The 26098-nt window shown below is 66.5% G+C and carries 20 protein-coding genes; 9 read left to right on the top strand and 11 right to left on the bottom strand.

Annotation, left to right across the window (positions count from 1 at the left end):
• Positions 1-3: 3 nt before the first annotated feature.
• Positions 4-2067, bottom strand: coding sequence for a M3 family metallopeptidase (locus E3T29_RS03760; protein ID WP_134344104.1), 2064 nt, complete (start codon positions 2065-2067; stop codon positions 4-6).
• 62 nt (positions 2068-2129) lie between these two features.
• Here E3T29_RS03760 and E3T29_RS03755 point away from each other — a divergent pair, with 62 nt between their 5' ends.
• The gene (locus E3T29_RS03755; protein ID WP_134344103.1) at positions 2130-2963 is read left to right on the top strand and encodes a methyltransferase domain-containing protein; all 834 of its coding nucleotides are present in this window, start codon (positions 2130-2132) and stop codon (positions 2961-2963) included.
• 14 nt (positions 2964-2977) lie between these two features.
• On the opposite strand, the gene E3T29_RS03750 is transcribed toward E3T29_RS03755, so the two are convergent.
• The 9 genes from E3T29_RS03750 to E3T29_RS03710 all read right to left on the bottom strand — a co-directional run bounded on the left by E3T29_RS03750 (position 2978) and on the right by E3T29_RS03710 (position 12780).
• Complete coding sequence (locus E3T29_RS03750; RefSeq protein ID WP_134344102.1) at positions 2978-3334, bottom strand: GntR family transcriptional regulator; 357 nt, start codon at positions 3332-3334, stop codon at positions 2978-2980.
• 10 nt (positions 3335-3344) lie between these two features.
• Complete coding sequence (locus E3T29_RS03745; protein WP_134344101.1) at positions 3345-4001, bottom strand: hypothetical protein; 657 nt, start codon at positions 3999-4001, stop codon at positions 3345-3347.
• A 78-nt stretch (positions 4002-4079) separates the two neighbouring features.
• The gene (locus tag E3T29_RS03740) at positions 4080-4349 is read right to left on the bottom strand and encodes a hypothetical protein (RefSeq protein WP_092339953.1); all 270 of its coding nucleotides are present in this window, start codon (positions 4347-4349) and stop codon (positions 4080-4082) included.
• 3 nt (positions 4350-4352) lie between these two features.
• Positions 4353-4799: a GNAT family N-acetyltransferase gene (locus E3T29_RS03735; protein ID WP_134344100.1), complete on the bottom strand. Its 447-nt coding sequence runs from the start codon at positions 4797-4799 to the stop codon at positions 4353-4355.
• 8 nt (positions 4800-4807) lie between these two features.
• Positions 4808-7417: a valine--tRNA ligase gene (gene valS, locus E3T29_RS03730; protein WP_134344099.1), complete on the bottom strand. Its 2610-nt coding sequence runs from the start codon at positions 7415-7417 to the stop codon at positions 4808-4810.
• A gap of 122 nt (positions 7418-7539) precedes the next feature.
• Positions 7540-9228 (bottom strand): ABC transporter ATP-binding protein, encoded by a 1689-nt coding sequence (locus E3T29_RS03725; RefSeq protein ID WP_198417709.1) that lies wholly within the window; start codon positions 9226-9228, stop codon positions 7540-7542.
• Complete coding sequence (locus tag E3T29_RS19970) at positions 9225-10103, bottom strand: ABC transporter permease (RefSeq protein WP_092339957.1); 879 nt, start codon at positions 10101-10103, stop codon at positions 9225-9227. The genes E3T29_RS03725 and E3T29_RS19970 overlap by 4 nt, the downstream gene beginning before the upstream one ends.
• Positions 10100-11041, bottom strand: a complete 942-nt coding sequence (locus E3T29_RS03715) for an ABC transporter permease (protein WP_134344424.1) — start codon at positions 11039-11041, stop codon at positions 10100-10102. Before E3T29_RS03715 ends, E3T29_RS19970 begins: the two co-directional genes overlap by 4 nt.
• Positions 11042-11121: 80 nt before the next feature.
• Entirely contained in the window at positions 11122-12780 is a 1659-nt protein-coding gene (locus E3T29_RS03710; RefSeq protein ID WP_134344097.1) for an ABC transporter substrate-binding protein, read from the bottom strand.
• 392 nt (positions 12781-13172) lie between these two features.
• On the opposite strand from E3T29_RS03710, the gene ileS reads away from it, so the two are divergent.
• The 4 genes from ileS to ndk all read left to right on the top strand — a co-directional run bounded on the left by ileS (position 13173) and on the right by ndk (position 18883).
• The gene (gene ileS / locus E3T29_RS03705) at positions 13173-16580 is read left to right on the top strand and encodes an isoleucine--tRNA ligase (RefSeq protein WP_134344422.1); all 3408 of its coding nucleotides are present in this window, start codon (positions 13173-13175) and stop codon (positions 16578-16580) included.
• A 70-nt stretch (positions 16581-16650) separates the two neighbouring features.
• Positions 16651-18021 (top strand): folylpolyglutamate synthase/dihydrofolate synthase family protein, encoded by a 1371-nt coding sequence (locus E3T29_RS03700; RefSeq protein ID WP_134344420.1) that lies wholly within the window; start codon positions 16651-16653, stop codon positions 18019-18021.
• A complete protein-coding gene (locus E3T29_RS03695; RefSeq protein WP_241987615.1) occupies positions 18018-18464 on the top strand; it encodes a DUF4233 domain-containing protein in 447 nt (148 codons plus the stop codon). Before E3T29_RS03700 ends, E3T29_RS03695 begins: the two co-directional genes overlap by 4 nt.
• On the top strand, positions 18461-18883 hold the full coding sequence (ndk, locus tag E3T29_RS03690; protein WP_134344095.1) for a nucleoside-diphosphate kinase: 423 nt from the start codon (positions 18461-18463) through the stop codon (positions 18881-18883). Before E3T29_RS03695 ends, ndk begins: the two co-directional genes overlap by 4 nt.
• A 59-nt stretch (positions 18884-18942) precedes the next feature.
• Here the strand turns inward: ndk and E3T29_RS03685 are convergent, their stop codons facing one another.
• A complete protein-coding gene (locus tag E3T29_RS03685) occupies positions 18943-19542 on the bottom strand; it encodes a vitamin K epoxide reductase family protein (protein WP_241987614.1) in 600 nt (199 codons plus the stop codon).
• Between the two features lie 339 nt (positions 19543-19881).
• On the opposite strand from E3T29_RS03685, the gene E3T29_RS03680 reads away from it, so the two are divergent.
• The 4 genes from E3T29_RS03680 (at position 19882) to E3T29_RS03665 (ending at position 26097) form a co-directional block, all read left to right on the top strand.
• The gene (locus tag E3T29_RS03680; RefSeq protein WP_134344418.1) at positions 19882-22791 is read left to right on the top strand and encodes an Rne/Rng family ribonuclease; all 2910 of its coding nucleotides are present in this window, start codon (positions 19882-19884) and stop codon (positions 22789-22791) included.
• 88 nt (positions 22792-22879) lie between these two features.
• Entirely contained in the window at positions 22880-23857 is a 978-nt protein-coding gene (locus E3T29_RS03675; protein WP_241983127.1) for a permease, read from the top strand.
• Entirely contained in the window at positions 23847-24620 is a 774-nt protein-coding gene (locus tag E3T29_RS03670) for a TIGR03943 family protein (protein ID WP_134344093.1), read from the top strand. Before E3T29_RS03675 ends, E3T29_RS03670 begins: the two co-directional genes overlap by 11 nt.
• Entirely contained in the window at positions 24610-26097 is a 1488-nt protein-coding gene (locus E3T29_RS03665; protein WP_134344092.1) for a hypothetical protein, read from the top strand. The genes E3T29_RS03670 and E3T29_RS03665 overlap by 11 nt, the downstream gene beginning before the upstream one ends.
• Position 26098 lies beyond the last annotated feature (1 nt).

Here is a 26098-nt window from a genome sequence, read left to right as displayed (position 1 = left end):
GGTCTAGTTGAGGCCGCGGCGGTCGAGCAGCGGCTGCAGCTCGGCATCCCGACCGCGCCAGTGCCGGTAGGCCTCCAGCGGGTCCGTGGTGCCGCCGACTCCGAGCAGTCGGTCCCGAAAACGATCACCATTGGCACGAGTGAGGCCGCCGTTCTCCTTGAACCATTCGACGGTGTCGGCGTCGAGTACTTCACTCCAGATGTAGGAGTAGTACCCGGCGTCGTACCCGCCCGAGAAGGTGTGGGCGAAGTACGTGCTGGCGTAGCGGGTGGGAACTGCGGGGTTGTCGAGACCGACGGAAGCGAGGGCATCCGCTTCGAACCTGGCAACGTCGGTGACGGTCGTGTCGGCATCGATCCGGTGCCAGGCCTGGTCGAGCAGCGCTGCGGCCAGGTATTCACTGGTGAGGAAGCCCTCATTGAAAGCCGACGACGCCTGGATGCGGTCAACGAGCTGCTGCGGCATCGCCTCACCGGTCTGGTAGTGGCGAGCGTAGTTGGCCAGCACCTCGGGCCAGAGCATCCACATTTCGTTGACCTGGCTGGGAAACTCGACGAAGTCGCGGTAGACATTGGTGCCGGAGAACTTGGGGTAGGTGGCCCGGGCGAGCAGGCCGTGCAGGGCATGGCCGAATTCGTGGAATAGGGTCGTGACCTGGTCGTAGGTGAGCAGGGTCGGCTGTCCGGCGGCAGGCTTGGAGACATTGAGGTTGTTACAGACCACGGTCGTCTCGGTGCCGAGCAGGGTGGACTGCGCGACCAGGGCGTTCATCCAGGCCCCGCCACGCTTGGAATCGCGGGTGTAGAAATCGCCGATGTACAGCCCGAGGGCCGAGCCATCTTCGGTCGTGACCTCGAACACCCGCGATTCGGGGTGCCAGCCGACCAGATCGGGCCGAGCGGTGAAGGTGAGGCCATAGAGCTGGTGGGCCGCGTAGAAGACCCCGTTGGCCAGCACGCTCCCGAGCTCGAAATAGGGACGCATGGCGGCGGTGTCCACGTCGTACTTGGCCCGGCGTACCTTCTCGGTGTAGAACGCCCAGTCCCAGGCGGCCAGCTCGAAACCGCCGCCCTCGGCGTCGATCACGGCCTGCAGGTCGGCCTGCTCCACGCTAGCGTTCCGCGCAGCGGCCGGCGCGAGACGCCCGAGCAGATCCCAGACCGCGCCGGGAGTCTTGGCGGTCTCATCGGCGGTCACGTAGGCGGCGTGGCTGTCGAACCCGAGCAGGCGGGCGCGCTGGGCCCGCAGGTGGGTGATCTCGATCACGAGCGGCCGGTTGTCGCTCGCAGCTCCCGCATCATCTGAGCGGATGCCGCGGGCCCGGCTTGCTGCCAGCAGCCGTTCGCGCACCCCGCGGTTGGTGAGGCTCGCCAGGTAGGGGTGCGAGGTGGGCAGCACGAGGCTGATCAGGTACTTACCGTCGAGCTGGCGTTCCCGCGCAGCCTCCGCGGCGGCCGAGATCTCACCGTCGGTGAGCCCGTCGAGCTCGGCCACGTCGTCAATGACCAGGGCGAGCTCGTTGGTGTCGGCCAGCAGGTTCTTTTCAAACCGGGTGGTGAGGGTCGACAGCCGCGAGTTGAAATCACGCAGAGACTGCTTATCGTCGTCGCTCAGGCCGGCCCCGGCCAGTGTGAACTCGGTGAAGTACCGGTCGAGCAGGTAGAGCGACTCGGCATTGAGTTCGAGATCGGAGCGCTGGGCATGCAGAGCGGCGATGCGGGCATACAGGGCGGGGTCGAGCCTCATGGCATCGGCGTGGGCGGCCAGCAGCGGCGCAAGTTCTTCTTCGAGGTCGTTGGTGAAGTAGCTGGAGTCGGAGGAGCTCTTGTTGAAGAAGACCTCGGCCACCCGCGACAGCGTCTGCCCGCTGCGCTCGAGCGCGACAAGCGTGTTTTCGAAGGTGGGGGCATCCGCTGTGTGGGTGATTGCCCCGACCTCGGCGAGCTGCTCGGTCATGCCCTGCAGAAAAGCCGGGCGGTAGTGCTCGTCACTGATCGACGCGAACGGCGGCAGCTGGTAGGGCAGAGTACTGCGGGCGAAAAAGGGATTGTTCACGGTGGAAGCCATGCCTCCACCCTAGCCAAACCCGCCGGCCCGGCCCGGTCACCGGCTGCGCGTAGGATCTCACCATGACCCACCTGACCGGCAGTTCAGAGTCCGCTCCACGTGACGAATACACCCACGGGCACCATGAGAGCGTGCTGCGCTCGCATACCTGGCGCACGGTCGCGAACTCGGCGGCCTACCTCATTCCAGAATTGCAGGCCGGGAGCGTGCTGCTCGATGTGGGCTGCGGTCCCGGCACGATCACGGTCGATCTGGCCCATCGGCTCGCTCCGGGCCGCGTGGTCGGCATCGACGCGTCGAGCGATATCGTCGCGCGCGCGACCGGCCTGGCCGCCGATGAGGGGGTACACAACGCGAGTTTCCAGGTCGGGGACGTCTACGCACTCGCCTGGCCCGATGCGACGTTCGATATCGTGCACGCCCACCAAGTGCTGCAGCACCTGGCCGACCCGGTCGCGGCGATGGCCGAGATTCGCCGGGTGCTCAAGCCTGGCGGCGTGTTCGCCGCCCGCGACGTCGACTACGGCGGAGTCATGATCGCACCGAACATCGACGGCCTGGTCGACTGGATGCGGGTCTACCGCGAGGTGCACGCCTGGAACGGAGGTGACCCCGATGCCGGTAGGTCGCTGAAGGCCTGGGCCCGGCGGGCCGGATTCACCGCGGTGACCAGCAGCGCATCCATCTGGTGCTTCGCGTCGGATGCCGAGCGCGAGTGGTGGGGCGAATCGTGGGCGGTACGAGTGACCGAATCAAGTTTTGCAGCGCACGCTATCGAGTCGGGGCTGGCCGACCTCGCCGATCTCGAACGGATGGCCGTGGGCTGGCGCGAGTGGGTACGCGACCCCAACGGCTGGTTCGGCATGCCGCACGGCGAGATTCTGGCCCGAGCCTGACGCGAGGCCGCGAATCAGGGCAGGCGGGGCCACTCGGCGCGCACCGCACTCAGCGCGTCGTCGAGACTGACCCCGCGCTGCTGCAGGGCGTGCACGAAGCGTCGAGCGCTGGCCCGGGATTCGTCGTCGAGGCACTGATCGGCGCGAACCCGGGTGCCGCTGCCACGGCTGGTTGAGATAAGCCCGGCCGCTTCCAGCGCCGCGTAAGCGCGCGCGATGGTGCCGGTCGCCACGCATAAATCGGCCGCGAGCTGGCGCACCGACGGCAGGCGATGGTCGGCCGCAAGCGTTCCGGCGCGGATCTGATCCGCCAGCTGCCCGCGGATCTGTTCGAACGGAGGTGTGGGGTGCTCGTCGTCGAGGGTGATCATGCGCGGGTGGTCATGACTCGCGAGCGGATGCCGCATCCACTGCCGGGGTGCCGACGGCGGCAACCCGGCCGAGTGGCTGCCTGGTCGCATCAAGAATAGCCAGGATGACCAGAACCCCGCCGAGCAGAGCGACCACCAGCCCGGCGATGACCTCGGTGAGGCCGATGGCGGCGGCCGGCTGCACGGAGGAGAGAGCAACCCCGCCCGGGGCGAAGACGGTCGCGGCGTTGCTGGTGGTCCAGCCGGCGAACAGCAGAACGCCCCCGAAGTACAGAAACAGCGCTCCGGAACTAAGCTGCATGACCACCCGCGTGGCCAGAATGCGCACGGCACGATCGAGGTCGCTGAATTGTTCGGAGCGTGCGGCCGAGGCGATGCGGCCGAGCGCGAACAGAGTCGCTGCGGCGAGCAGCACAGTCAGGCCGATCAGCGGCAGGCCGTACCAGCCGGGCTGGGCCTGGTTGACCAGGTCGAGCGCCCAGAGCACCACGCCGCCGGCCGCGAGGGCGCTGATGTTGCGCACCATGATCGAGCGGGCGAACCGGCGCGCTCTGACCGTGCCAATGTCGTCAACCGTCAGGACCAGGCTGGCCAGGCGCTTGCGGCTGCCCACCCGAACAACCCCGACAACGATGAAGACGAGGACGAAGTAAAGGAGAAAGAGCACGCTGGCCACCTTTCGTGTATCACTAGGATAATACACAGACGGTAGCATGTGTATCACCGAGAGGCTACACGGGCGAAGCTAGATCCATTCCTCGTCGTCGTCATCGACAGTGGTCGACGGCTGCGTGATGGTGGCGCTGTCGTCCACCGGGTTGTAGCGGATGATGGTGCCATCGTCGAGCTCGATCACCGGCTTGGACTCCAGCCAGGTCAGCGTCCAACGCCAGGTGCTGGTGTCGACGGCGAGAGCTGTGGAGTCTTCCTCGACGGCGCGCACGGCGATTTCGACAACGTGCGGAAGACCGGTCGGCAGGGTGCCGCCGAGGGTCCACCGGGTACCCAGTTGCATGGTCTAGACGTCGATTTCGTAGGTGACCCAGTCGGTACGCGTGCCAAGCTGGTCATAGAGCACCTGCGCGGTCGCGTTGTCGGCCGCGGTCAGCAGCTGAACCTGGGCGAGTTTGTGCTGTCGGGCGTAGTCCTTGGTGAACTCCATCAACTGGGTGCCGACGCCTTGGCCGCGAGCGTCCTCGGCGACGTAGAGGTCGTCCAGGAACAGTGCGAGGTCACCGCTGAGCGTGCGCGGCACGCTGCGGTAGTGCGCGAAGCCCACGAAGTCACCGTCGTCGTTGACCGCGACGGCGCCGTCGAGGTCGTTGTTCGCGTCGATGATCCAGCTCCAGACCTGCAGGGCTTTCTGATCGGTTAGTTCGCTCTCGTAGAACGCGCTGTAGCCCTCGAACAGGCCCAGCCAGGCGAAAAAGTCTTTATCGCCCAGCGGGCGCACGGTTACGGACATCTGGTCTCCTAGCTTTCCAACACGGTGGCGAACACGATATCGGTCACAGCGAGTTCGCTGCCGTCGACAAAGGTTAGTTCTTGAATCCGACCGACCGCTTTGAGATCAGCGGCGGCCAGGGTGAGCAGTGCGATCTCGGCGGGTGCACCGCATATTACTGCGGAATCCACCTCGGACTTCTGCGACGCTTTCGCATCAGTCTTGGCACGACGGATGCCGGTCAGCGCCCGGCTGGCCAAATCAAGCAGGGCGATGTTGCCGGTGGCGACCTCGTCGCTGCCGAGCAGGTCGGCCGCGATCGGCCACGGAGCGGTGTGCACCGAGCCCGCGTTCGACCACGACCACGCCTCTTCGGTCGCGAACGGAACAAACGGTGCGAACAGGCGCAGCAGGGTGGCCAGCGCGGTGCGCAGCGCGGCAACAGCGGATGCCTGCGCCGGGCCGGGCTCGCCGTAGGCGCGTTCCTTCACCAGCTCGAGGTAGTCGTCGCAGAAGGTCCAGAAGAAACTTTCCGTGGTTTCCAGGGCGCGCGCGTGGTCGTAGTTCTCGAACGCGGTCGTGGCCTGGGCGACTACGGCGGTGAGGCCGGCGAGCATGCTCTGGTCGACCGGCTCGGTGATCGGGGCGTCGATGCTGCCGGCAGACATGGAGACGAACTTGCTCGCGTTGAGAATCTTGATGGCCAGGCGTCGGCCGATCTTGATCTGCGTCGGGTTCTGCGGGTCGAAGGCCGCGTCGGTGCCTAGGCGAGAGGATGCCGCCCAATAGCGCACCGCGTCGGAGCCGTGCGTTTCGAGCATGTCGGCCGGGGTGACCACGTTGCCCTTCGACTTCGACATCTTCTTGCGGTCGGGGTCCACGATGAAGCCGCTGAGCGCGGCGTGCTGCCATGGGGACGTGCCGTGCTGCTGCTCGGCGCGCAGCAGGGTGGAGAACAACCAAGTGCGAATGATGTCCTGGCCCTGCGGGCGAAGCGAGTACGGGAAGACCAGCTCGAACAGCTCCGGGTCGCGTTCCCAGCCGCCGGCGAGCTGCGGGGTGAGCGAGGAGGTGGCCCAGGTGTCCATGACGTCGACCTCACCGACGAAGCCGCCGGCCTGGCCGCGCTGGCTTTCGGTGTAACCGGGTGCGGCATCCGATGACGGGTCCACCGGCAGCAGGTCGCGGGTGGCGACGATCGGCTGCTCGAAGACGGGGTTGGCGCCCTCGTCGAGCGGGTACCAGACCGGCAGCGGCACGCCGAAGAAACGCTGGCGGGAGACGAGCCAGTCGCCGGTGAGACCGTTGACCCAGTTCTCGTAGCGCACCTTCATGAATTCGGGGTGCCAGGCCAGCTCGGTGCCGTGCTCGAGCAGGCGCGAACGCAGCTTCTCGTCGCGAGCACCGTTGCGGATATACCACTGCCGGGTGGAAACGATTTCGAGCGGCTTGTCGCCCTTTTCGAAGAACTTCACGGCGTGCACGATCGGTTTCGGGTCACCGATCAGGTCGCCGCTGGCTTTCAACAGCTCGACCACGGCGGCCTTGGCGCCGAACACGGTCTTGCCAGCGAGTTGCGCATACGCTGCACGCCCGGCTTCGGAGGTGATCGCCTCTGGCACGTCGGCAATGATTCGGCCGTCGAAGCCCATGATCGCGCGATTGGGCAGGTCGAGCTCGCGCCACCAGACCACGTCGGTTACATCGCCGAAGGTGCAGATCATGGCGATGCCTGACCCCTTGTCCTTCTGGGCGAGGTGGTGGGCGAGCACCGGAACTTCGACACCGAACACGGGGGTCGTCACCGTGGTGCCGAACAGGTGCTTGTAGCGTTCGTCATCCGGATGCGCCACCAGGGCCACGCAGGCCGGCATCAGTTCGGGACGGGTCGTCTCGATCTCGATCGTCGTTCCGTCGGGCTTTGCGAACGACACCCGGTGGTATGCGGCCGGCATGTCTTTGTCTTCGAGTTCGGCCTGGGCCACCGCGGTGCGAAAGGTGACGTCCCAGAGCGTTGGCGCCATGGCCTGGTAGGCCTCGCCTCGTTCGACGTTGCCGAGAAAGGCGAGCTGTGAGGTGAACAGGGCTTCCGGGCCGATGGTGCGGTAGGTCTGGGTCCAGTCGACACTCAGACCGAGGGTGCGCCAGAGGGCTTCGAACTGCTTCTCATCTTCTTTGGTGAGGGTTTCGCACAGCTCGATGAAGTTGCGGCGGCTGATGGGCAGCTGATCGGCAGCCTTGGTGCTCTTGCCGTCGCCACCCTCGAACGGCGGCACGAAGTTCTCGGTGTAGCCAAGCGATGGGTCGCAGCGCACGCCGTAGTAGTTCTGCACGCGCCTCTCGGTGGGCAGGCCGTTGTCGTCCCAGCCCATCGGGTAGAAGACGTTCTTGCCGCGCATCCGCTGGAACCGGGCGACGACGTCGGTGTGGGTGTAGGAGAACACGTGCCCGATGTGCAGCGAACCGGAAGCGGTCGGCGGGGGAGTGTCGATCGAGTAGATCGTTTCGCGGGTGGCGTTCTCCCGGGCGAAGCGGTAGGTTCCATCGGTGCCCCAGCGGGATTCCCACTTGGCTTCGAGCCCTTCGAGGGCGGGCTTTTCGGGAACGTTGGATGCGGGGGCGCGATCGGTGTTGGTCATACTTCTCCGGTTCGGTATTCGGCACCGTGTCGATGGTGAGGTGCCTCGTGTGCCCATCTAATCTACCTGATCGGTTCTTTTTCCCCGAACGGGGGCTTCCGGTACGGCTTGTCGGCGTGGGATCAGGCCGACAAGCGGGGCACGGCGGCGAGCAGCTGTGCTGAATACGGATGCTGCGGCTCGGCAAACACGCGCAGCGCTGGACCGAGCTCCACGATGCGGCCCGCACGCATGACCGCGATCTGATCGCTGACGTGCGCCACGACACCGAGGTCGTGTGAGATGAAGACGAGGCTGAGCCCGCGTTCCCGCTGGACGTCGTCGAGCAGGTCGAGCACCTGGGCCTGCACGGTCACGTCGAGCGAGGAGACCGGTTCGTCGCAGATGAGAATCTGGGGTTTCCCGGCCAGGGCACGGGCGATACCGACCCGCTGCCGCTGCCCGCCGGAGAGCTCGAGCGGACGTCGGAGCAGCACCGTGGCGGCGAGGCCGACCTCGTCGAGCAGGGTCGCGAGCCGCGCCGTCGTCTGCGGCGTGCGGCGCTGTCGGCCAAGGCTCAGGGCGTCACTGAGGATCTCGGCGACGCTCCAGCGCGGATCGAACGAGCCGAGGGCATCCTGATAGATCGCCCCAACGCCGGGGCGCAGAGCACGCCGCGTCTTCTCGCGGGCCGTGCTCCAGGGCTGGCCGAACACCCGAACCTCGCCGTGCTCCGGCGTGAGGAGCGCGAGCAGAAGTCGCGCCGTCGTGGTCTTGCCGGAGCCGGATTCGCCCACAATTCCGAGGGTGCTGCCGCGGGGCAGGGCGAACGAGACCGTATCCACGGCGAGCTGCCGGGTACCGTCGGGGTGTCGAAAACTCTTGGACAGGCCGATGGCTTCGAGCACGACGGTGTTGTCGGCGGGAGTCTTTTGAACAGAGTCGATCGCGGTATCGGGAATGTTCGGGGTGTCGGCCTCGCTCAGCCTCGTGCCGCGCGGCTTGTCGGCGGGGATCGCGGCGACCATGCGCCGGGTCTGTTCCTGCTCGGGCCACCCCAAAACCCGCTCGGTACGGCCGGTCTCCACCAGCACGCCATCGTGCAGGACTGCCACCCGGTGCGCGATGCGGCTGACCACGGCGAGGTCATGACTGATCAGCAGCACGGCGGTGCCGGCACCGGTGATCTGCTCGAGCAGCGCCAGGATCTGGGCCTGAACGGTCACATCGAGGGCCGTCGTCGGTTCGTCGGCAATGAGCAGCGGCGGGCTCAGCGCTATCGCCGCGGCAATCAGGGCGCGTTGGCGTTCCCCGCCGGAAAGCTGCCCGGAGAGCTTCTGCACCTGCAACTCGGGGTCTGGCAGACCGACGGCGTCGAGCAACTCGAGCACCCGCTCTGCCCGCGCGGAGGCGCCGAGACCGGTGTGCAGACGGAGGGAGTCGGCGATCTCCCGGCCGATCGGTCGCAGCGGGTCGAGCGAGACCAGGGCATCCTGCAGCACCAGTCCGACGTCCTTGCCGCGACGGGCCTGCCAGGCAGGCTCGGTCAGGCCGAGCACGCTGTGGCCGCCGAGCTCGAGCCGGTCGGCGCTGACCCGGGCGTTCGCACCGGCCAGACCGAGCAGGCTGCGGGCGGTCACGCTCTTTCCCGAGCCGGATTCGCCGACGATGGCGAGGCACTCGCCCGGCGCGATATCGAAGGATACGCCCCGGACAACCGGTGCGGCTGCGCCGAATCCCACCCGCAGATTACGTACGGACAACGCGGCGGCGCGCTCACTCCGAGGTGTGTCGCCGTTCCGGCGTGCCGCGCTCGTGTCTGCCTCGCTCATGCGTGCCTCATTCGACGGTCGATGCTGCGGCCGAGCACAGTGGCGGTGACGGCGGTCAGCACGATGAAGAGACCGGGAAAGAAGCTCATCCACCAGGCCGACGTGATGTAGGTGCGTCCGGCCGAGAGCATGGCGCCCCATTCCGCGGTCGGCGGTTCGGCTCCGAGCCCGAGGTAGCTGAGAGTGGCAGCCCAGACGATGGCCTGGCCGATGCCGAGGGTCGCGAGCACGAACAGGGGAGCAAGGGTGTTCGGCAGGATGTGGCGCAGCAGAATCTGCCAGCGGGTGCGTCCGAGCACGGTCGCGGCCTCGACGAAGGCAGCGGAGCGCACCGAGATCAGCTGGGCCCGAATAATGCGGGCATACCCGGGCGCGGTCGACAGCCCGACGGCGATCGTGGCGGTCGCCACGCCGGGGCCGAAGATCAGGATGAACAGCAGGGCCAGGAGCAGTCCGGGAAAAGCGAACAGCACCTCGAGAACTCGGTTCACGGTGAAGTCAACGACGCGGCCGAGCATTCCGGCCAGGGTGCCCAGCACGATGCCGAGCCCCAATCCGATCGCGGTGGCGGCGGCGCCGATCAGGAGCGAGTACTGGGTGCCGTGAACGACCCGGGTGTAGATGTCTCGACCCGATTCATCGGTGCCGAAGCCGTGCGCGCCGGAAGGCGGCTGAAAGGCCGAAAGTGGGTCGATGCCGAGCGGGTCGCCCGGGGCGAGCAGCTGCGGCACCACGGCCGATGCCAGCAGGAACAGGGCGAGCACTGCGGCCGCTGTCTCGGCGACGCCGAAGCGTCGTCGTCGACCAGACTGTGCCGCCCGGTCGGGCTGGCCGGCCTGCGCGGCCAGCCCGACCTGCACCTCCAGGTCGCTCATGAGAGGCGCAATCGGGGATCGACCAGGCGACTGACGGCATCCGTCAGCAGGGTCATGAGAATGTAGGCGACCGCGACGATCATCACGACGCCGATCACCACGGGAACGTCACGCAGGGTGACCGCGTTCAGCAGGGTGCGGCCGAGGCCGGGGCGAGCGAAAATGGTTTCGACCACGACCGCGCCGCTGATCAACGAGCCGAAGGCCCAGCCGGACAGGCTGATCGCGGGCAGGGAGGCGTGGCGTAGCGCGTGGATCCAGCGCACGCCGCTCTCGCTTTCGCCGCGGGCGCGGGCCGAGAGCACGAACGGGCTCTCCAGGGCGCGGAGCAGGGATTCGCGCATGATCTGGCCGAGAAATCCGGCCAGCGGTATGGCCAGGGTGAGTACCGGCAGCACCAGGCCGAGGGCGCCGCCGGTGCTGATCGGCGGCAGCACGCCGAGCCAGATGCTGAACACGACGATGAGCGAGGTGGCCAGCCAGAAATGCGGCAGCGCTGCCGCGACGATTTCGAGCGCCGACCCCACCCGGGAGGCGATCCGGCCGCTTAGGGTAGACCAGGTCGCCAGGGCGAGGGCGAGCAGCCAGGCCAGGGCCAGAGCGAGCACGGCCAGCAGCAGGGTGCCGCCGAGCTGGCTCAGCATGAGCGACCCGACGTCCTGGTTGAGGGCGTAGGACCGGCCCAGGTCGCCGGTTGCGAGCCGGCCGAGCTGGGCGAAATACTGCACGATCACGGGCTGGTCAAAGCCGTACTCGGCGTTGACCGCGGCGAGGGCTTCCGGGGAAGCCTGCGATCCGGGGCCGCCGAGCACGGCCTGGGCCGGGTCGCCCGGAATGAGGCGCACCGCGAAGAAGGTGACGGATGCCACCGCCCACAGCACGAAGACCGCTCCGCCCAGGCGGGCGAGCACGCGCCTCAGCAGGCGCAGCACAGGCATCCGCAGCACGGCCCGGCGTCGACCGGGAGCGCTGCCAGAGGCCGGTCGAACCGACCCCGCCCCGGGCCGATCGGGCGGCGCTACCGGTTCAGCCACGTGTCGTAGAGCGTGGGCACGGCCACGGTCGGCAGGGTGCGCAAGCCTATGACATCGCTGCGCAGCAGGTAGTGGTTCTGCTGGTCGTAGAGCGGCAAGATGTAGAAACCCTCCAGAATGCGGTTCTGGGCGTCGGCGTAGAGCGAGGCGCGCTCGGCGGCATCCGTGGTGCGCGCCGCGGTCGTCAGCAGCTCGTCGATGGCGGGGTCATTGACCTGGGCCAGGTTGGCGAAGTACCCGCTCGGCGCCGGCACGATACTGGCGGAGTGGTACAGAATGCGCAGCACGTCGGGGCCGACCTTGGTGTACGGCGCGCTCACCGCGTCATAGTCGTTACTGGCAAGGGCGGCGTACCAGCTCGAGAGGTCCATCGGGGCCAGCTTGACCTCGAAGCCGGTCTCCTTCGCCGTGGCCTGAATCTGTTCGAACACGCTCTGCTCGGCCGGGATCGACTGGTTCGTGCTCACCGGAAACTGCACGCTCAGCCGCACGCCGTCTTTGATGCGGTAGCCGTCGGCATCCGTTTCGCCCCAGCCGGCCGCCTGGAGCAGCGTAACGGCGGCGGCCGGGTCGTAGTCGAACAGTGCGGGGTTCGACACGGCGGTGCTCTCTGCGCTCGACAGGGCCGAATACGACCGGGTGGCGGTGCCCTGGAAGAGGCTCGAGACGGCGTCGTCGACGTTGGCTGAGCGGATGAACGCCTCACGAACGCGCACATCGTTGAAGGGGGCCTGACCCGAGTTCAGTTCAATGCGGTTGGAGGCACCGGGTCGCGGAGAGTCGAGCTGCTCGATCGAATCGCTCTGCTTCGCCTGCACGATGGTGTCGGGCTGGGCGTTGTCGATCACGTCGACCTCACCGGACTGCAGGGCGGCGTAGCGGGAGGCGGAGTCGGGGATGAACCGCCAGATGACCTTGTCGAGGTAGGCGGGGCCGGCGTGGGCGGCATCCGCTGGTGGGGAGACGTAGTCGTCATTGCGCACGAGGGTGATCGCGTTCTGCTTCACCCAGCTGTCCACGAGGAACGGGCCGGTGCCGACCGGGCTCGCGCAGTTCTCGTCCTGGCTGCGCTCGAGTGCGGTCGGCGATTCCATGGCGAGCCAGGTCTGGGAGAGCGATTCCAGCAGGGCGCTGTCCGGTTCGCTGAGGGTGAAGCGCACCACGGTGGGGGAGACCGCTTCGGTGCCGGTGACCTTACCGAGCCCGAGATAGCCGGTCGACGACAAGGTTGTCGGGTCTTGCAGGTGGGCGATATTGGCCTGCACGGCCGCCGCGTCGAACACGGTTCCGTCGGTGAAGGTCACGTCAGAGCGCAGGGTGAAGTCCCAGGTCAGGCCGTCCTTGCTCGGGATCCAGGACTCGGCCAGCCAGGGGATGATCGTGCCGGCGGTGTCCCGGGAAACGAGGGATTCCAGGTATTGGGCGCTGACCAGCGCCTGAGGAAAGTTGCCGCCGACGTGCGGGTCGAGGCAGGTCGGTTCGGCGTCGCCCGAGGCATAGGTGAGCGTGCCGCCGGTTTTCGGTTCCCCGACCGGTTCGTTCGAGCCGGCCGGGGTGCAGCCGGCGACGAGCAAGCCCAGGGCAATGATGCCGGTGGTGGCGGCGAGCAGACGACGGATGCGCCAGGGGTGCCGAAGGGGCATGAAGAATCTCTTTTCCCGGCGGATGCGCGCCGAGTTTGCGTTCACAGGTATGCCTTGCGGGGCACCCCTCAACGTTAGGCTACGTCGGGCCAACGGGGGAGAGTCATTATGCGCATCCGTTCTTCTGCCGACATATCAGTCACGAGCATTCATCCGGTACGATTAAAACGAATGACAGTGACCCGGCCATCACCGGGAAGTCTTCGGAAGAACAGCTGGAAGCCCTCGGGCAGCCAGCTCAGTAGAACCGAACGAGTCGGGCCCGTTACAGCCTGTGAACAAGCGGTCATCCGGCAGTTTCGGGTGGCAAGCGAGGTGGTACCGCGGCGATTTCTCCAGAATCGTTCGTCCTCGTGGAGCAGGGCCCAGTGACCCGTCCCGGTAGGAGAAGCATTTTGTACCCCAAGAGCCGCAATACCCAAAACGGTGCCACACCCGGCGAAGCCATCGTTCCGTCGCCGAATTTTCCGGCCCTCGAGACCGAGGTGCTGGAATTCTGGAAGAACGACGACACCTTTCAGGCCTCCATCGACCAACGCGCCGGCGCCGAGGAATGGACCTTCTACGACGGCCCGCCGTTCGCCAACGGTCTGCCGCACTACGGCCACCTGCTCACCGGCTACGCCAAGGACCTGTTCCCCCGTTTTCAGACCATGCGCGGCAAGCAGGTGCACCGCCGGTTCGGCTGGGACACCCACGGTCTTCCCGCTGAGTTGGAGGCGGAGCGCAAACTCGGCATCACGGACAAAAGCCAGATCGAAGAGATGGGCCTCGCCGCGTTCAACGCGGTCGCCCGCGAGTCGGTGCTGGAATACACCAAAGACTGGGAAGAGTACGTCACCCGCCAGGCCCGCTGGGTTGACTTCAAGAACGACTACAAGACCCTCGACATCACCTTCATGGAATCGGTAATCTGGGCGTTCAAACAGCTGCACACCAAGGGCCTCGCCTACGAGGGCTACCGAGTGCTGCCGTACTGCTGGCGCGACCAGACCCCGCTGTCCAACCACGAACTGCGCATGGACGACGACGTCTACAAGATGCGCCAGGACCAGACCGTCACCGTGACCTTCCCGCTGATCGGCGCCAAGGCGGAGACGCTCGGCCTCACCGCCGTGCGCGCCCTGGCCTGGACCACGACCCCGTGGACCCTGCCGACGAACTTCGCGCTCGCCGTTGGCCCCGAGATTGTCTACGCCGTCGTTCCGGCCGGCCCGAACGGCACGCCCGACGCCGAGGTGCTGCGCGAAGGCACCGATACCGCAGCGACTGTGCTCGGTGCCGAATACCTCATCGCCATCGATCTGGTCGGCAACTACGCGAAGGACCTGGGCTACGAGAGTGCCGCCGAGGCATCCGCTGCCGTGTCGCGCACAATTATCGGCAGCGAGCTCGAGGGCGTCAGCTACGACCGCCTGTTCGATTACTACGCCGACGAGTCGGTCTGGGGCACGCAGAATGCGTGGCGCATCCTCGTGGCCGACTACGTCACCACGAGCGACGGTACCGGCATCGTGCACCAGGCTCCCGCTTACGGCGAGGAGGACCAGAAGATCGGTGAGGCCGCCGGCATCCCGGTGATCCTCTCGCTCGACGACGGCGGCAAGTTCCTCAGCGACGTTCCCGACGTCGCCGGAGCGCTCTGGAGCGACGCCAACAAGCCGCTCACCGCGCTGCTCAAGGCCAACGGCCGGCTGCTGCGCCAGGCCAGCTACGAGCACTCCTACCCGCACTGCTGGCGCTGCCGCAACCCGCTCATCTATAAGGCCGTCTCGAGCTGGTTCGTGCGCGTCACCGACTTTCGCCCGCGCATGGTCGAGCTCAACCAACAGGTGAACTGGGTACCCGAGAACGTGAAGGACGGCCAGTTCGGCAAGTGGATCGGCAACGCCCGCGACTGGTCGATCAGCCGCAACCGTTACTGGGGCTCACCGATCCCGGTCTGGAAGAGCGACAACCCCGATTACCCCCGAACGGATGTCTACGGCTCGCTCGACGAGTTGGCCGCCGATTTCGGGGTGCGCCCCACCGACCTGCACCGCCCTTACATCGACGAACTGACCCGTCCGAACCCAGACGACCCCACCGGCCAGTCGACGATGCGCCGCATCACGGACGTGCTCGACGTCTGGTTCGACTCCGGATCGATGCCGTTCGCCCAGGTGCACTACCCGTTCGAGAATCGGGAATGGTTCGAAGCGCACAACCCGGCCGACTTCATCGTGGAGTACATCGGACAGACTCGCGGCTGGTTCTACCTGCTGCACGTGCTCTCCACCGCCCTGTTCGACCGGCCGGCCTTCAAGAACGTGGTCAGCCACGGCATCGTGCTCGGCAACGACGGCCAGAAGATGTCGAAGTCGCTGCGCAACTATCCCGACGTCAATGAGGTCTTCGACCGCGACGGCGCCGACGCCATGCGCTGGTTCCTGATGAGCTCGCCGGTACTGCGCGGTGGCAACCTGGTCGTCACCGAGGAAGGCATTCGAGAGGGTGCTCGCCAGGTCATGCTGCCGCTCTGGAGCACGTACTACTTCTTCACCCTGTACGCGAACGCCTCGGGTACTGACGGTGCCACCGGCTATGAGGCCACCTGGCGCACCGATTCGACCGACGTGCTCGACCGCTACCTTCTGGCCAAGACCCGGGACCTGATCGTGGGCGTCACGGCCGACCTCGAAGCCCTCGACAGCACGGTCGCCGCGGCGCGCCTGCGCGACTTCGCCGACGTGCTCACCAACTGGTACGTGCGCCGGTCGCGCGACCGGTTCTGGGGTGGCGCGGCTTTCGGTGCCACCGAGCACGAAGCCTTCGACACCCTGTACACCGTGCTCGAAACCGTCTGCCGGGTGACCGCGCCGCTGCTGCCCCTCGTCACCGAGCGCATCTGGCAGGGCCTCACCGGCGGTCGCAGCGTGCACCTCGAAGACTGGCCGGACGCCACCCTGTTTCCCGCCGACGAGACCCTCGTCACGGCGATGGACCAGGTGCGCCTGATCAGCAGCACCGTGCTCTCGCTGCGCAAGCAGGCCGGCCTGCGCGTGCGCCTGCCGTTGACCAACCTCACCGTCGTCACCGGCAACACCGCGGCGCTCGGAGCCTTCAGCGGCATCCTGCGCGACGAACTCAACGTGAAGACGGTCACCCTGATCGAGCTCGAAGACGACAGTGCCGCCGCATACGGAGTCACGAGCAAGCTCGTCGTGAATGCCCGCGCCGCCGGTCCGCGCCTCGGCAAGCAGGTGCAGCAGGTCATCAAGGCCGCCCGCGCCGGCGACTGGAGGGAGACCGACGGCCGTGTCACGGCCGGCGGCATCGCCCTGGAACCGAGCGAGTACGACCTGACCCTCGAGGCGAACAGTGACGCCGACGACGGCGGAGCCGCACTCGCCCTGCTGCCCGGCGGCGAATTCACGCTGCTCGCCACGAATACCACGCCTGAACTCGAGGCTGAGGGGTTCGCCCGCGACCTGATTCGCGCCGTGCAGGACACCCGCAAGTCGGCCGGTTTTCAGGTGAGCGACCGCATCCGTCTCGATCTGGTCTTTCAGAGCGAAGCGGATGCCGACAGCTTCGACCTCGCCCTCGGCGTCGACGTCGCGGCGGAAACTCTCGCCACGAGTTTCACAACGCACCGCCCGTCAACCGGCGAATTCTCGGCCGAGCTCCCGTCGGAGTGGCTGGAAGCCCGGGTCGGTGCGCCCGTCGAGCACTACGTTCGCTTTGAAGCCGACCACTATGTCAATCTGGGCGCCGTCATCGTGGCCGTCGCACGCGTGAATGGAGCAATCCTTGTCTGACAACGACAATCCCACTGACGACACCGCTGACTGGAAGAACATCACCGGTCGCGGCGACGACGAGGAGCCGATGAATCAGCCGGCCCCGCTCGACGCCTTCCGCGAAGCCGGAGACGCCGTCTTCGCCGAGCTTCTGCAGCGGGTGGGGGAGGCCCAGCCGCAGCCGCGCCTGGCGCCCACCCGGCGTGCCCTCGACTTTCTCGGCGACCCGCAGGGCTCGTATCCGATCATTCACGTGGCCGGCACCAACGGTAAAACCAGCACGAGCCGCCTGGTCGAGAGCATCGTGCGGGCGTACGGGCTGCGCACCGGCCTGCTGACCAGCCCGCACCTGGTGCGTCTGAACGAGCGCATCGTCATTGACGGCGAACCGATCAGCGACCAGATCCTGGCCGCGAACTGGGCCGATATCAAGCCCTACCTGCAACTCGTCGACACAGAACTCGAAGCTGCCGGGGATGTCCCGCTGACCTTCTTCGAAGCGCTGACCGTGCTGGCCTTCGCCTGCTTCGCCGACGCGCCGGTCGACGTGGCCGTGATCGAGGTCGGCATGGGCGGCGAGTGGGATTCCACCAACGTCGCCGACGGCCAGGTCGCGGTGTTCACCCCGATCGCGCTCGACCACACGCTGCGCCTTGGCAACACCGTCGCCGAGATCGCCCGCACCAAGAGCGGCATCATCAAGCCGGCAGCATCCGTTGTCTCCGCGGCGCAAAGCGCCGACGTGCAGGCCGAGCTGGATCGTGCGGCAAAGCTGAGCGAGTCGACCCTGGCCCACGAGAATGAAGGCTTTGAACTGCTTTCGAGCACCGTGGCCGTTGGCGGCCAGGTCATCTCGGTGCGCGGTCTGGCCGGCACATACACCGAATTGTTCCTGCCGCTCTACGGTACCCATCAGGCGCAAAACGCCGCGGTGGCCATCGCCGCCGTCGAATCGTTCCTCGGCGCTGGCAGCCAGGCCCTGGTCGGTGACCTGCTCGCCGAGGGCCTCGCCACGGCGACCTCGCCCGGCCGCCTGCAACTCGTCGGCATCGAACCGACGGTGCTCGTGGATGCCGCGCACAACCCGCACGGAGCGATGGCCCTCGCCGCCGCGCTCGAGGCCTACTTCGACTTCGACGAGATCGCCGTGGTCGTTGGAGTCCTCGCCGACAAGGACGCCGAGGGCATCGTCGCGGCGCTCGCCCCTCAGGTCGACCGCTTCTACGTCACGGAGCCGCACTCCGAGCGGGCCGTGCGCATGGACGACCTGGCCGACAACATCGCCAAGTGGACCAGCGACGAGGTCACCTTCCGCTTCGACGATCTGGCCGCTGCGCTCGAGAGCGCCCGCGAGTGGGCGGCCGAGGCGCCCAAACGCGCTGTGCTGGTCACCGGCTCGATCGTACTCGTCGGCGAAGCGGTCACGCTCGCCGCCGCCGGGGAATGGATGGAGAAGTGAGCCTCGTGGCCGACGGCGCTGACGAGTCTGGCGCAGGCAGGTCCGGCGCAGGCCGGTCTCGCCGGTCGTCGGGGCCGCGCTCGGTGAAACGGTCGCTCGCCACGATTTTGCTCGGCTTCGAGACGATCGTTGTCTTTCTCGGTGCCGTCGTCACCCTGGGTCTCGTGTCGGTGGCGACCGAACCCACACCGGTCTCGCCGCTGGCCGTCATCATCGGAGGCGTGTTGCTCGTGCTGGCCATGGTCGGCCTGATCGGACTGCTCCGCTACAGATGGTCCTACCCGATCGGCTGGGCGCTGCAGGCGATCATCATCGCCACCGGGTTCGTCACCCCGGCCATGTTTTTTGTCGGCGCCCTCTTTGCCGCCATGTGGGCCTACTGCATGATCACCGGCTCTCGAATAGATCACACGAATCCAGATCAACCCAAGGAGATTGCATGAACACCCCGATCGAAGAAACCCTCGTCTTGGTCAAGCCCGACGGCGTTGCCCGCAACCTGACCGGCGAGATTTTGCGCCGCATCGAGGCCAAGGGCTATTCCCTGGTTGACCTGAAGCTGGTTGAACCCGACCGCTCGCTGCTGGCCGCGCACTACGCCGAGCACGAGGGCAAGCCGTTCTTCGAATCCCTCGTCGAATTCATGGAAAGCGGCCCCATCGTCGCCTTCCGCATTGCCGGCAACCGCGTCATCGAGGGTTTCCGAGCCCTGGCCGGTACCACCGACCCGACAACTGCAGCTCCCGGCACCATTCGCGGTGACCTCGGTCGTGACTGGGGTTCGAAGGTTCAGCAGAACCTCGTGCATGGCTCCGATTCGCCCGAATCCGCCGCTCGCGAGCTCGCGCTCTGGTTCGACTAACCAGAGCGTCACGAAAGGCCCCGTCTCGTTTTCGAGGCGGGGCCATTCTGGTTGTGCAACTAAAGACGGTTGAGCACGTCCATGTTGACCTGCGCCACGATGAAGAACACGATGTAGCAGACGATCGTGATGACGAAGATCCAGGAATACGCGGCTCCGGCGAACCGGCGAACGGATGCCCCGCCCGGCAGGTTCCCGACCTTGAAGTTGTAGAGGGTCACGGCCAGAAAAGCCGGAATGGTCACCGCCCAAGTCACCATGCACCATGGGCACAGCACATCGAGGACGAAAATGCTCTGGCCGATCAACCAGATCACGAATATGATCGCGGCGAGCATACCGATGTTGAAGCCCACCCAGAACCAGCGGGCGAATCGGGCCCCGGCCAGAATGGCCACGCCGATCGTGATGACCACGCTCCAGGCGGCGAGTCCGATCAGCGGGTTCGGAAAGCCGAGGATGGCGCCCTGTGGGGAGGCGAGATTGGTCGCGCAGCCGATGAGAACGCTGAAGCTGCAGCTCAGTTGAGCGTTCTTGTCTTCCAGCAGGTGGAGCTTGTCGAGCGTGAGCGCGAATGCCGCTGAAAACGCGATGATCCCGGCGATGATCAGGAAAATAGCCAGGCCGGTTGGACGCTGAGAATGCTCTGTCGTTGGCACTCTTGTGATTATGCCACTCGCGCTGCACGGCTTTGTGCGATTACATGCGATAATCGTGAGTAGTCGTTGAGCCGCGCTCAAGCAGACGCCACTGAGCTTAATGAGTCTTAATGAGTACAGAGCTTGCCTGGGCAACAGTCGCCCGGAATTAGGGTCCCACGATCCGAAGTATTTGCAGCCAGAGCACAGTCCCCGAGCACAGTTTCGACCAAGACCGGGGGGCAAAGCCGGTTGCCGCAGTAAAAAATTCGCGGGGTTTTCACGAAGGTGACAACCTCGCACGAGAGAGTAACCGGTGGGTGGCGCGGTCATCCACAGCGGTCAAGGAGCGCACCAGTGATGGTGGAAGACAACGAAAACAAGAAACGCAAGAGCCTGTTCGGCACTCGCAAATCAACCCGGAAGGCGCCGGTCACCCGGTCGACCGCCGCCCCAGCAGCCGAGGCACCCGCAACGCCGGTCGTCGCCGAGCCAGAGCCCGCCAGGGTCACCATCGCGGAGTACAACAACGTCACCGGAGCGCAGCAGATGACCGACGTCACGCCCGATCTCGCCGCCGACGACAAGGCGACAGCACCCGTGCGCCGGTCGTTCTCCCTGCTGTTCCAGGCGCCGGAGATCCTGCCGATGCCGGCGCGCACCGGCATCCGCCAGTCGCACCAGGACGACGACGACGACGACGAAGAAGAAACCACGACGGTTCGTCGTCGTGCCCGTCGTCGCACCGGCGACGAGAGCCGCTCAGGCACCGACGACCCGGCCAACACCGTCGTCAAGGTGCGCGCCCCGCGCGAACCCGAGCTCATCACCGAACCCCAGCGCATCAAGGGATCCACACGGCTTGAAGCCAAGAAGCAGCGTCGCCGCGACGGCCGTGATGCCGGGCGCCGTCGCCCGGTCATTACCGAGGCCGAGTTCCTCGCCCGCCGCGAGTCCGTCGACCGTCTCATGGTTGTGCGCGCCAAGCACAACAAGATCCAGATCGGCGTCCTCGAAGACGGCGTGCTGGTCGAGCACTACGTGGCCAAGAATCAGGACGCCTCGCTCATCGGCAACGTCTACCTGGGCCGGGTGCAGAACGTGCTCCCGAGCATGGAAGCCGCGTTCGTCGACATCGGACGCGGCCGCAACGCCGTGCTCTACTCCGGTGAGGTCGACTGGGACGCTGCCGCCGAGAACTCCGGCAGCAGCAACCAGGCCCGCCGCATCGAGCTGGCCCTCAAGCCCGGCGACAAGGTCCTTGTGCAGGTCACCAAAGACCCGATCGGTCACAAGGGCGCCCGCCTCACCAGCCAGGTGTCCCTGCCTGGCCGCTACCTCGTTTACGTGCCCAACGGTTCGATGAACGGCATCAGCCGTAAGCTCCCCGACACCGAGCGTGCGCGCCTGAAGAAGATCCTCAAGGAGGTTCTGCCCGACAATGTCGGAGTCATCGTGCGCACCGCCGCCGAGGGCGCCACCGACGAGCAGCTCACCGTCGACGTCAACCGACTGCGCGAACAGTGGGCGCACATCGCGGAGCAGGTCGAATCGGCCCAGGCCCCCGCCGAGCTGCACAGCGAGCCCGACCTGCTGGTCAAGATCGTGCGCGATGTTTTCAACGAAGATTTCCAGCGGATGGTCGTGGCCGGCCCTGACGTGCGCGCCACTATTGAGACCTACCTCAGCCAGGTAGCTCCCGACCTGCTCGAGCGCGTTGAAACCTACGAGGGCGAGGTCGACGCGTTCGACGAGTTCCGCATCTCGGAGCAGATCGAGAAGGCTCTCGACCGCAAGGTCTGGCTGCCGTCCGGCGGATCCCTCGTGATCGACCGCACCGAGGCCATGACCGTCGTCGACGTCAACACCGGCAAGTTCGTCGGCAGCGGCGGCAACCTCGAAGAGACCGTCACCAAAAACAACCTCGAAGCGGCCGAGGAGATCGTGCGCCAGCTGCGCCTGCGCGACATTGGCGGCATCATCGTGGTCGACTTCATCGACATGGTGCTCGAATCGAACCGCGACCTCGTGTCGCGTCGCTTGATCGAGTGCCTCAGCCGCGACCGCACCAAACACCAGGTGGCCGAGGTCACCTCGCTCGGACTCGTGCAGATGACCCGTAAGAAGCTCGGCCTCGGCCTGCTGGAGTCGTTCAGTGAAAACTGCGAGGCCTGCGCAGGTCGCGGCATCATCGTGCACCACGACCCGGTGATCAAGCACCGCCAGACCGCGCAGCCGCCGCAGGAGCGCCGACCGCGCGCCAAGGCCGGCAGCTCCGCCCCCAATAACAGTGGCGGCAGCAACGCCTCCAGCACTGGCGGCTCCGGCAGTAACCGGGACAACGGGCACAACTCGGGTCAGCGCGACAGCGCTTTTGACGCGCCGAAGAGCGGCCAGGGCACCCACGGCATCACCGAGGACGCCAAACAGGCTCTCGCACTGATCGCCGCGCGCACCATCACCCGCACCGGCTCGATCTCGATCATTCCGCCCGAAAGCAGGGAAGCGGATGCTGACGCAGCGACCATAGCGCCGGTCACGACCGAATCTGCCCACACCGATTCGGCCGGCACCGTGCAGGTCGGTACCGAGCAGGTCGGCACCGCACCGGTCGACGCCGAGCACGCCGACACGGCGAACGCCGAGCAGGCCGGACCGGCAGGCGCCGAACCGGCGAGCACCGAGCGTTCACGCGGTCGGCAGTCGCGGTCGCGCGGCCAGAACGGGCGCACCCAGCAGTCGCGGTCCGAGCAGGCCCGCGCCCGCCAGGCCAGCACGGAACTGGCCAACGCGCAGCAGGCCGGCACGGAACTGTCTAGCACGCAGCAGGCCGGCACGGAACTGTCTAGCACGCAGCAGGCCAAGCCCGAGGCATCCGCTGCCCCCGTCACTGAGCAGTTCGTCGCGACGAAAGCAACGGATACCGCACCCCGCACCCGCGGTGGGCGCAGCACCCTCGCAGCCGGAGCGCCGACCGTTTCAACACCGATCGTGCCGACCCCCGCCCCCGACACATCGGAGTCTGTTGACATCCTCGACATTCCGGTGAAGAAGTCCACACGCACCACCCGGCGCCCCAGCAAGCAGGTCACCGACCAGCTGCTGGATTCGGTGCTCGACTCGCTGCCGGAACCGAAACTTCCCGGTCAGGGACGCGCGCGCAGCCGTCGCGTCACGACCGCCGGCGGTTCCGCCGGGCAGGCCATTTTGACCGCAACCGGTTCGGCGACCTCCGCGTCGACGTCCAGCCAGCCGCCGCACGGCGACTAGGCCCAGACAGAAGTTAGACGGTAACGCAATCGGCGGGCAGCTCCCTCTCCTGCGGCGATGGCCTCTCGGCCTCACCGCGGGGGTGTTGGTGGTGCTCGCCGTTTTCGTCGTGCGGGCGCTTTCGCCCGCCTTCGTCGACGAGCAGCTGAGCGATTTCCAACTGCCCGACCGGGTGCAGGACACCCTGACCCTGGCGATCAGCGTCATCATCGAGTCGGTGCCGTTCGTGTTTCTGGGCATCCTACTCTCGGCGGTCGTGCAGGTCTGGCTGCCGCACGGCGTTCTGGCCCGGCATCTGCCACGCAACCCCATTCTGCGGCGCGCCACGATCTCGCTGCTCGGCATGTTCTTTCCGGTCTGCGAGTGCGGCAACGTGCCGCTCGCCCGCGGATTCATGGTCGGTGGGTTCACCGTCTCCGAATCGATCACCTTTCTGCTCGCCGCGCCCATTCTCAACCCGATCACCATAATCACCACGCACCAGGCCTTCGGCTGGGACGGCCACATTCTGGTCGCGCGGCTGGTCGGCGGATTCCTCATCGCCAACGTCGTAGGCTGGCTGTTCAGCAAGCACCCCGACCCGCAGAGCCTGCTGACGACCAGGTTCGCGGCCGCCTGCGCGGTCGGGTCCACGAGCGGGCACGATCATGCACACCACCGGGAGAGCCGGTTCAGCCAGACCACCGAGATCTTCATTCGCGAAACATCGGTCATCATGCCGGCCCTCTTCATCGGCTCCGCCGTAGCCGCCCTCACCCAGGTGTTCGTGCCGCGGTCGGTGCTGCTCGCGCTCGGCAGCAACCCGGTCTGGTCGGTGCTCGCCATGATGGCGCTGGCTTTCATCGTGGCGGTCTGCTCCAACGTTGACGCGTTCTTCGTGCTGTCGTTCGGCAGTACCTTTCTGCCCGGCGGAATCGTGGCGTTCCTCGTGTTCGGTGCCCTGATCGACGTCAAGATGCTCGCCCTCATGCGCACGACCTTCACCAGTCGCACCCTGGTGCAGATCACGGTCGTGGTGGGCCTCATGAGCGCCGCGCTCGGATTGCTGGTGAACTATGTTGCCTGACCGAAAGCTGTCCGGCGCCCTCCGCTATTGGGCTGAGCGCTGGCAGGGTGTGCTGCTCAGCCTCGTGGTCGTTGTCGCGACCCTGTGGCTGGCCCTGAGCGGCCAGCTCGGCCTCTACATCCACCCTCGCTATTTCGTTTTCACGATCGCCATGGCCGTGGTCGGGCTTGTGCTCGTCGCCGCCGGGTTCGCCCGTCGACGCGGTTTTGAGGTCGAACGCAGCGGTCGGGTCCAAACGACTCTGACCGGGGTCGGAGTCGGGCTGCTGCTGATCATTGGCGTCGCCATGGTCGTGGTCCCGCCGACCACCCTGACCAGCGCCACGGCAACCCAGCGCGAGGTCAATTCCGGCGGGCTCGGCACCGACGACGACGCCGACCAGGCCGCGGCGCTCATCGGCACCGGCGACTTTGAGCAGCTCAGCGTGCGCGAGTGGGTCTCCCTGCTCGCGCAATCCTCCGATCCGGCCTTCTACGCCGACAAAACCGCTCAGGTCACCGGGTTCGTCACGCCTGACGCCAAAGACCCCGATAACGTGTTCTATGTGGCCCGGTTCGTCGTCACCTGTTGCGCGGTCGACGCCCAGCCGATCGGCGTTCCGGTCTACCTGCCGGGCTGGCAGGCCGAGTACAAGGTCGATGACTGGGTGCAGGTCACCGGCCGGTTCGAGCTGAGCGTGAGCGCATCAGCGAGCGATCCACTCGCGATCACCCCGGTCGAGATCCTTCCCGTAGACCAGCCGAATGACCCCTATGTCTACTGACCCCTCTGCTGACCTGTTGACCGGGCAACCGCTCCCGGCACGGTCGACCCGCCCATTCCGCCGTACCCTCTGGATACTCGTCGGCGGCCTGGTCGCGGCCTGCGTTGCCCTGGTCGCCGTCAACCTGCTGACCGGCCCCCGGCTCACCGACGTCGACGTCGACACCACCGCCGTGGTCTCTTCCGCAAACGCGCGCCTCGTGCTCGCGACGAACCGTCAGTTGACCGACATCACCCCGGAGCAGGTGAGTATCGAGCCGTCCGCAGCCTTTCAGGTCACCACGAGCGCGAATTCCGTCGTGATCTCCTTCTCGCAGCCACTCGCCTACAACACCGACTACGCGGTCTCCGTGCAAGGCATTACCGGCACGGCCGTCGACCGAGAATCGACCGTCAGGGCAGCCTTCAGTACGAGCGAACCCTCGCTGTACTACCTCAGTCGCGCGGCGTCGGCCGCCGAAGCCGGCACGCGCGGCACGGACCGCATCCTGCGTACCACGACCGGCAGGGCTGACACCGAGGTGGCCTTCGAGTCGGCGAACATCCAGCAGTTCGTGCCGATGGGCAGCGAACTCGCCGTGGTCACGGTGAACCCCGATCTGGCCAACGCGCTCTATCGCGTTGATGCCGACGGTACCGCCGAAGCTCTCAACCTGCCCGGTGTCGGCCTCGTGCAGGATCTGCAAGCCGCGCCCGGCCAGTCCCTGCTCGGTTTTCGTTTCACCAGCGCAGCGGATGCCGCAGGCCCGCACTACGACAACGTGCTGTTCGTGCTCGACCTGCGCACCAACAATGCCACTGCGGTCCCCGCCCTCGAGGGTGGCCCGCTGAGTGTTACGACCTGGGGATTCATGGCCAATCGCGCCGACATCGTTGCACAGCAATACGATTCGACCTTGCTGCTGATCAATCCGCTAAACCAGTCCGGCGGCAACCCGCTCGAGAATGAACCCGAATTCGACCCATCGGTACCGCTCGGGCAATTCGCGAACCTCACCGCGTTCGCGCCCGACGGCGTGCGCATCGCCGTGTCGGACCGCGACGGCCAGTACGTGCTTGATCTGTCGCAGGGCACAGAGTCCGCCATCGTGCCGCAGAGCGTGGAAGGCACCACCCAGTACACCGCCGAGCTGCGCTTCCTTGCCGGGGGAGCCGGCACGGACTCCGACAGCTACGTGCAGCGCGTCGCCGAGTTCGACGCCGCTACCGGTTCGGTCAGGCAATATCTCTCGCTGGTGCAGGGTGGTGAGGCGCGCACCGTCTATGCGCCGGCATCCGCTGACGAAACCATTGTTGGATTCGAGCTCTCGCCGAACGACCAGTTCCTGGCCGTGCAGATCGTGCCGAACCGTGAGACCGAGCGCTCTGACGGATACCCGGTCAATGCTCAGGCAACGGATGCAACGACCCTGTTCGTGAACGTGGCTACCGGCGCGGTGCGCCGCAGCGTGCTCGGCTTCGATGCCACCTGGCAGTAGC

Source organism: Cryobacterium sp. TMT1-66-1 (assembly GCF_004403435.1).
Lineage (GTDB): Bacteria > Actinomycetota > Actinomycetes > Actinomycetales > Microbacteriaceae > Cryobacterium > Cryobacterium flavum.
Note: the sequence above shows the minus strand (reverse complement) of the source record. Positions and strands in the feature narration are given on the sequence as shown.

Excerpts from the sequence above, each read along its gene's own strand:
- E3T29_RS03715 (WP_134344424.1), bottom strand. The coding sequence starts at position 11,041 with ATGCCTGTGCTGCGCCTGCTGAGGCGCGTGCTCGCCCGCCTGGGCGGA.
- E3T29_RS03735 (WP_134344100.1), bottom strand. The coding sequence starts at position 4,799 with ATGTCCGTAACCGTGCGCCCGCTGGGCGATAAAGACTTTTTCGCCTGG.
- E3T29_RS03700 (WP_134344420.1), top strand. The coding sequence starts at position 16,651 with ATGAATCAGCCGGCCCCGCTCGACGCCTTCCGCGAAGCCGGAGACGCC.
- E3T29_RS03710 (WP_134344097.1), bottom strand. The coding sequence starts at position 12,780 with ATGCCCCTTCGGCACCCCTGGCGCATCCGTCGTCTGCTCGCCGCCACC.
- ndk (WP_134344095.1), top strand. The coding sequence starts at position 18,461 with ATGAACACCCCGATCGAAGAAACCCTCGTCTTGGTCAAGCCCGACGGC.
- E3T29_RS03760 (WP_134344104.1), bottom strand. The coding sequence starts at position 2,067 with ATGGCTTCCACCGTGAACAATCCCTTTTTCGCCCGCAGTACTCTGCCC.
- E3T29_RS03755 (WP_134344103.1), top strand. The coding sequence starts at position 2,130 with ATGACCCACCTGACCGGCAGTTCAGAGTCCGCTCCACGTGACGAATAC.
- E3T29_RS03670 (WP_134344093.1), top strand. The coding sequence starts at position 23,847 with ATGTTGCCTGACCGAAAGCTGTCCGGCGCCCTCCGCTATTGGGCTGAG.
- E3T29_RS03725 (WP_198417709.1), bottom strand. The coding sequence starts at position 9,228 with ATGAGCGAGGCAGACACGAGCGCGGCACGCCGGAACGGCGACACACCT.
- valS (WP_134344099.1), bottom strand. The coding sequence starts at position 7,417 with ATGACCAACACCGATCGCGCCCCCGCATCCAACGTTCCCGAAAAGCCC.
- E3T29_RS03680 (WP_134344418.1), top strand. The coding sequence starts at position 19,882 with ATGGTGGAAGACAACGAAAACAAGAAACGCAAGAGCCTGTTCGGCACT.
- E3T29_RS03740 (WP_092339953.1), bottom strand. The coding sequence starts at position 4,349 with ATGCAACTGGGTACCCGGTGGACCCTCGGCGGCACCCTGCCGACCGGT.
- E3T29_RS19970 (WP_092339957.1), bottom strand. The coding sequence starts at position 10,103 with ATGAGCGACCTGGAGGTGCAGGTCGGGCTGGCCGCGCAGGCCGGCCAG.
- E3T29_RS03750 (WP_134344102.1), bottom strand. The coding sequence starts at position 3,334 with ATGATCACCCTCGACGACGAGCACCCCACACCTCCGTTCGAACAGATC.
- E3T29_RS03665 (WP_134344092.1), top strand. The coding sequence starts at position 24,610 with ATGTCTACTGACCCCTCTGCTGACCTGTTGACCGGGCAACCGCTCCCG.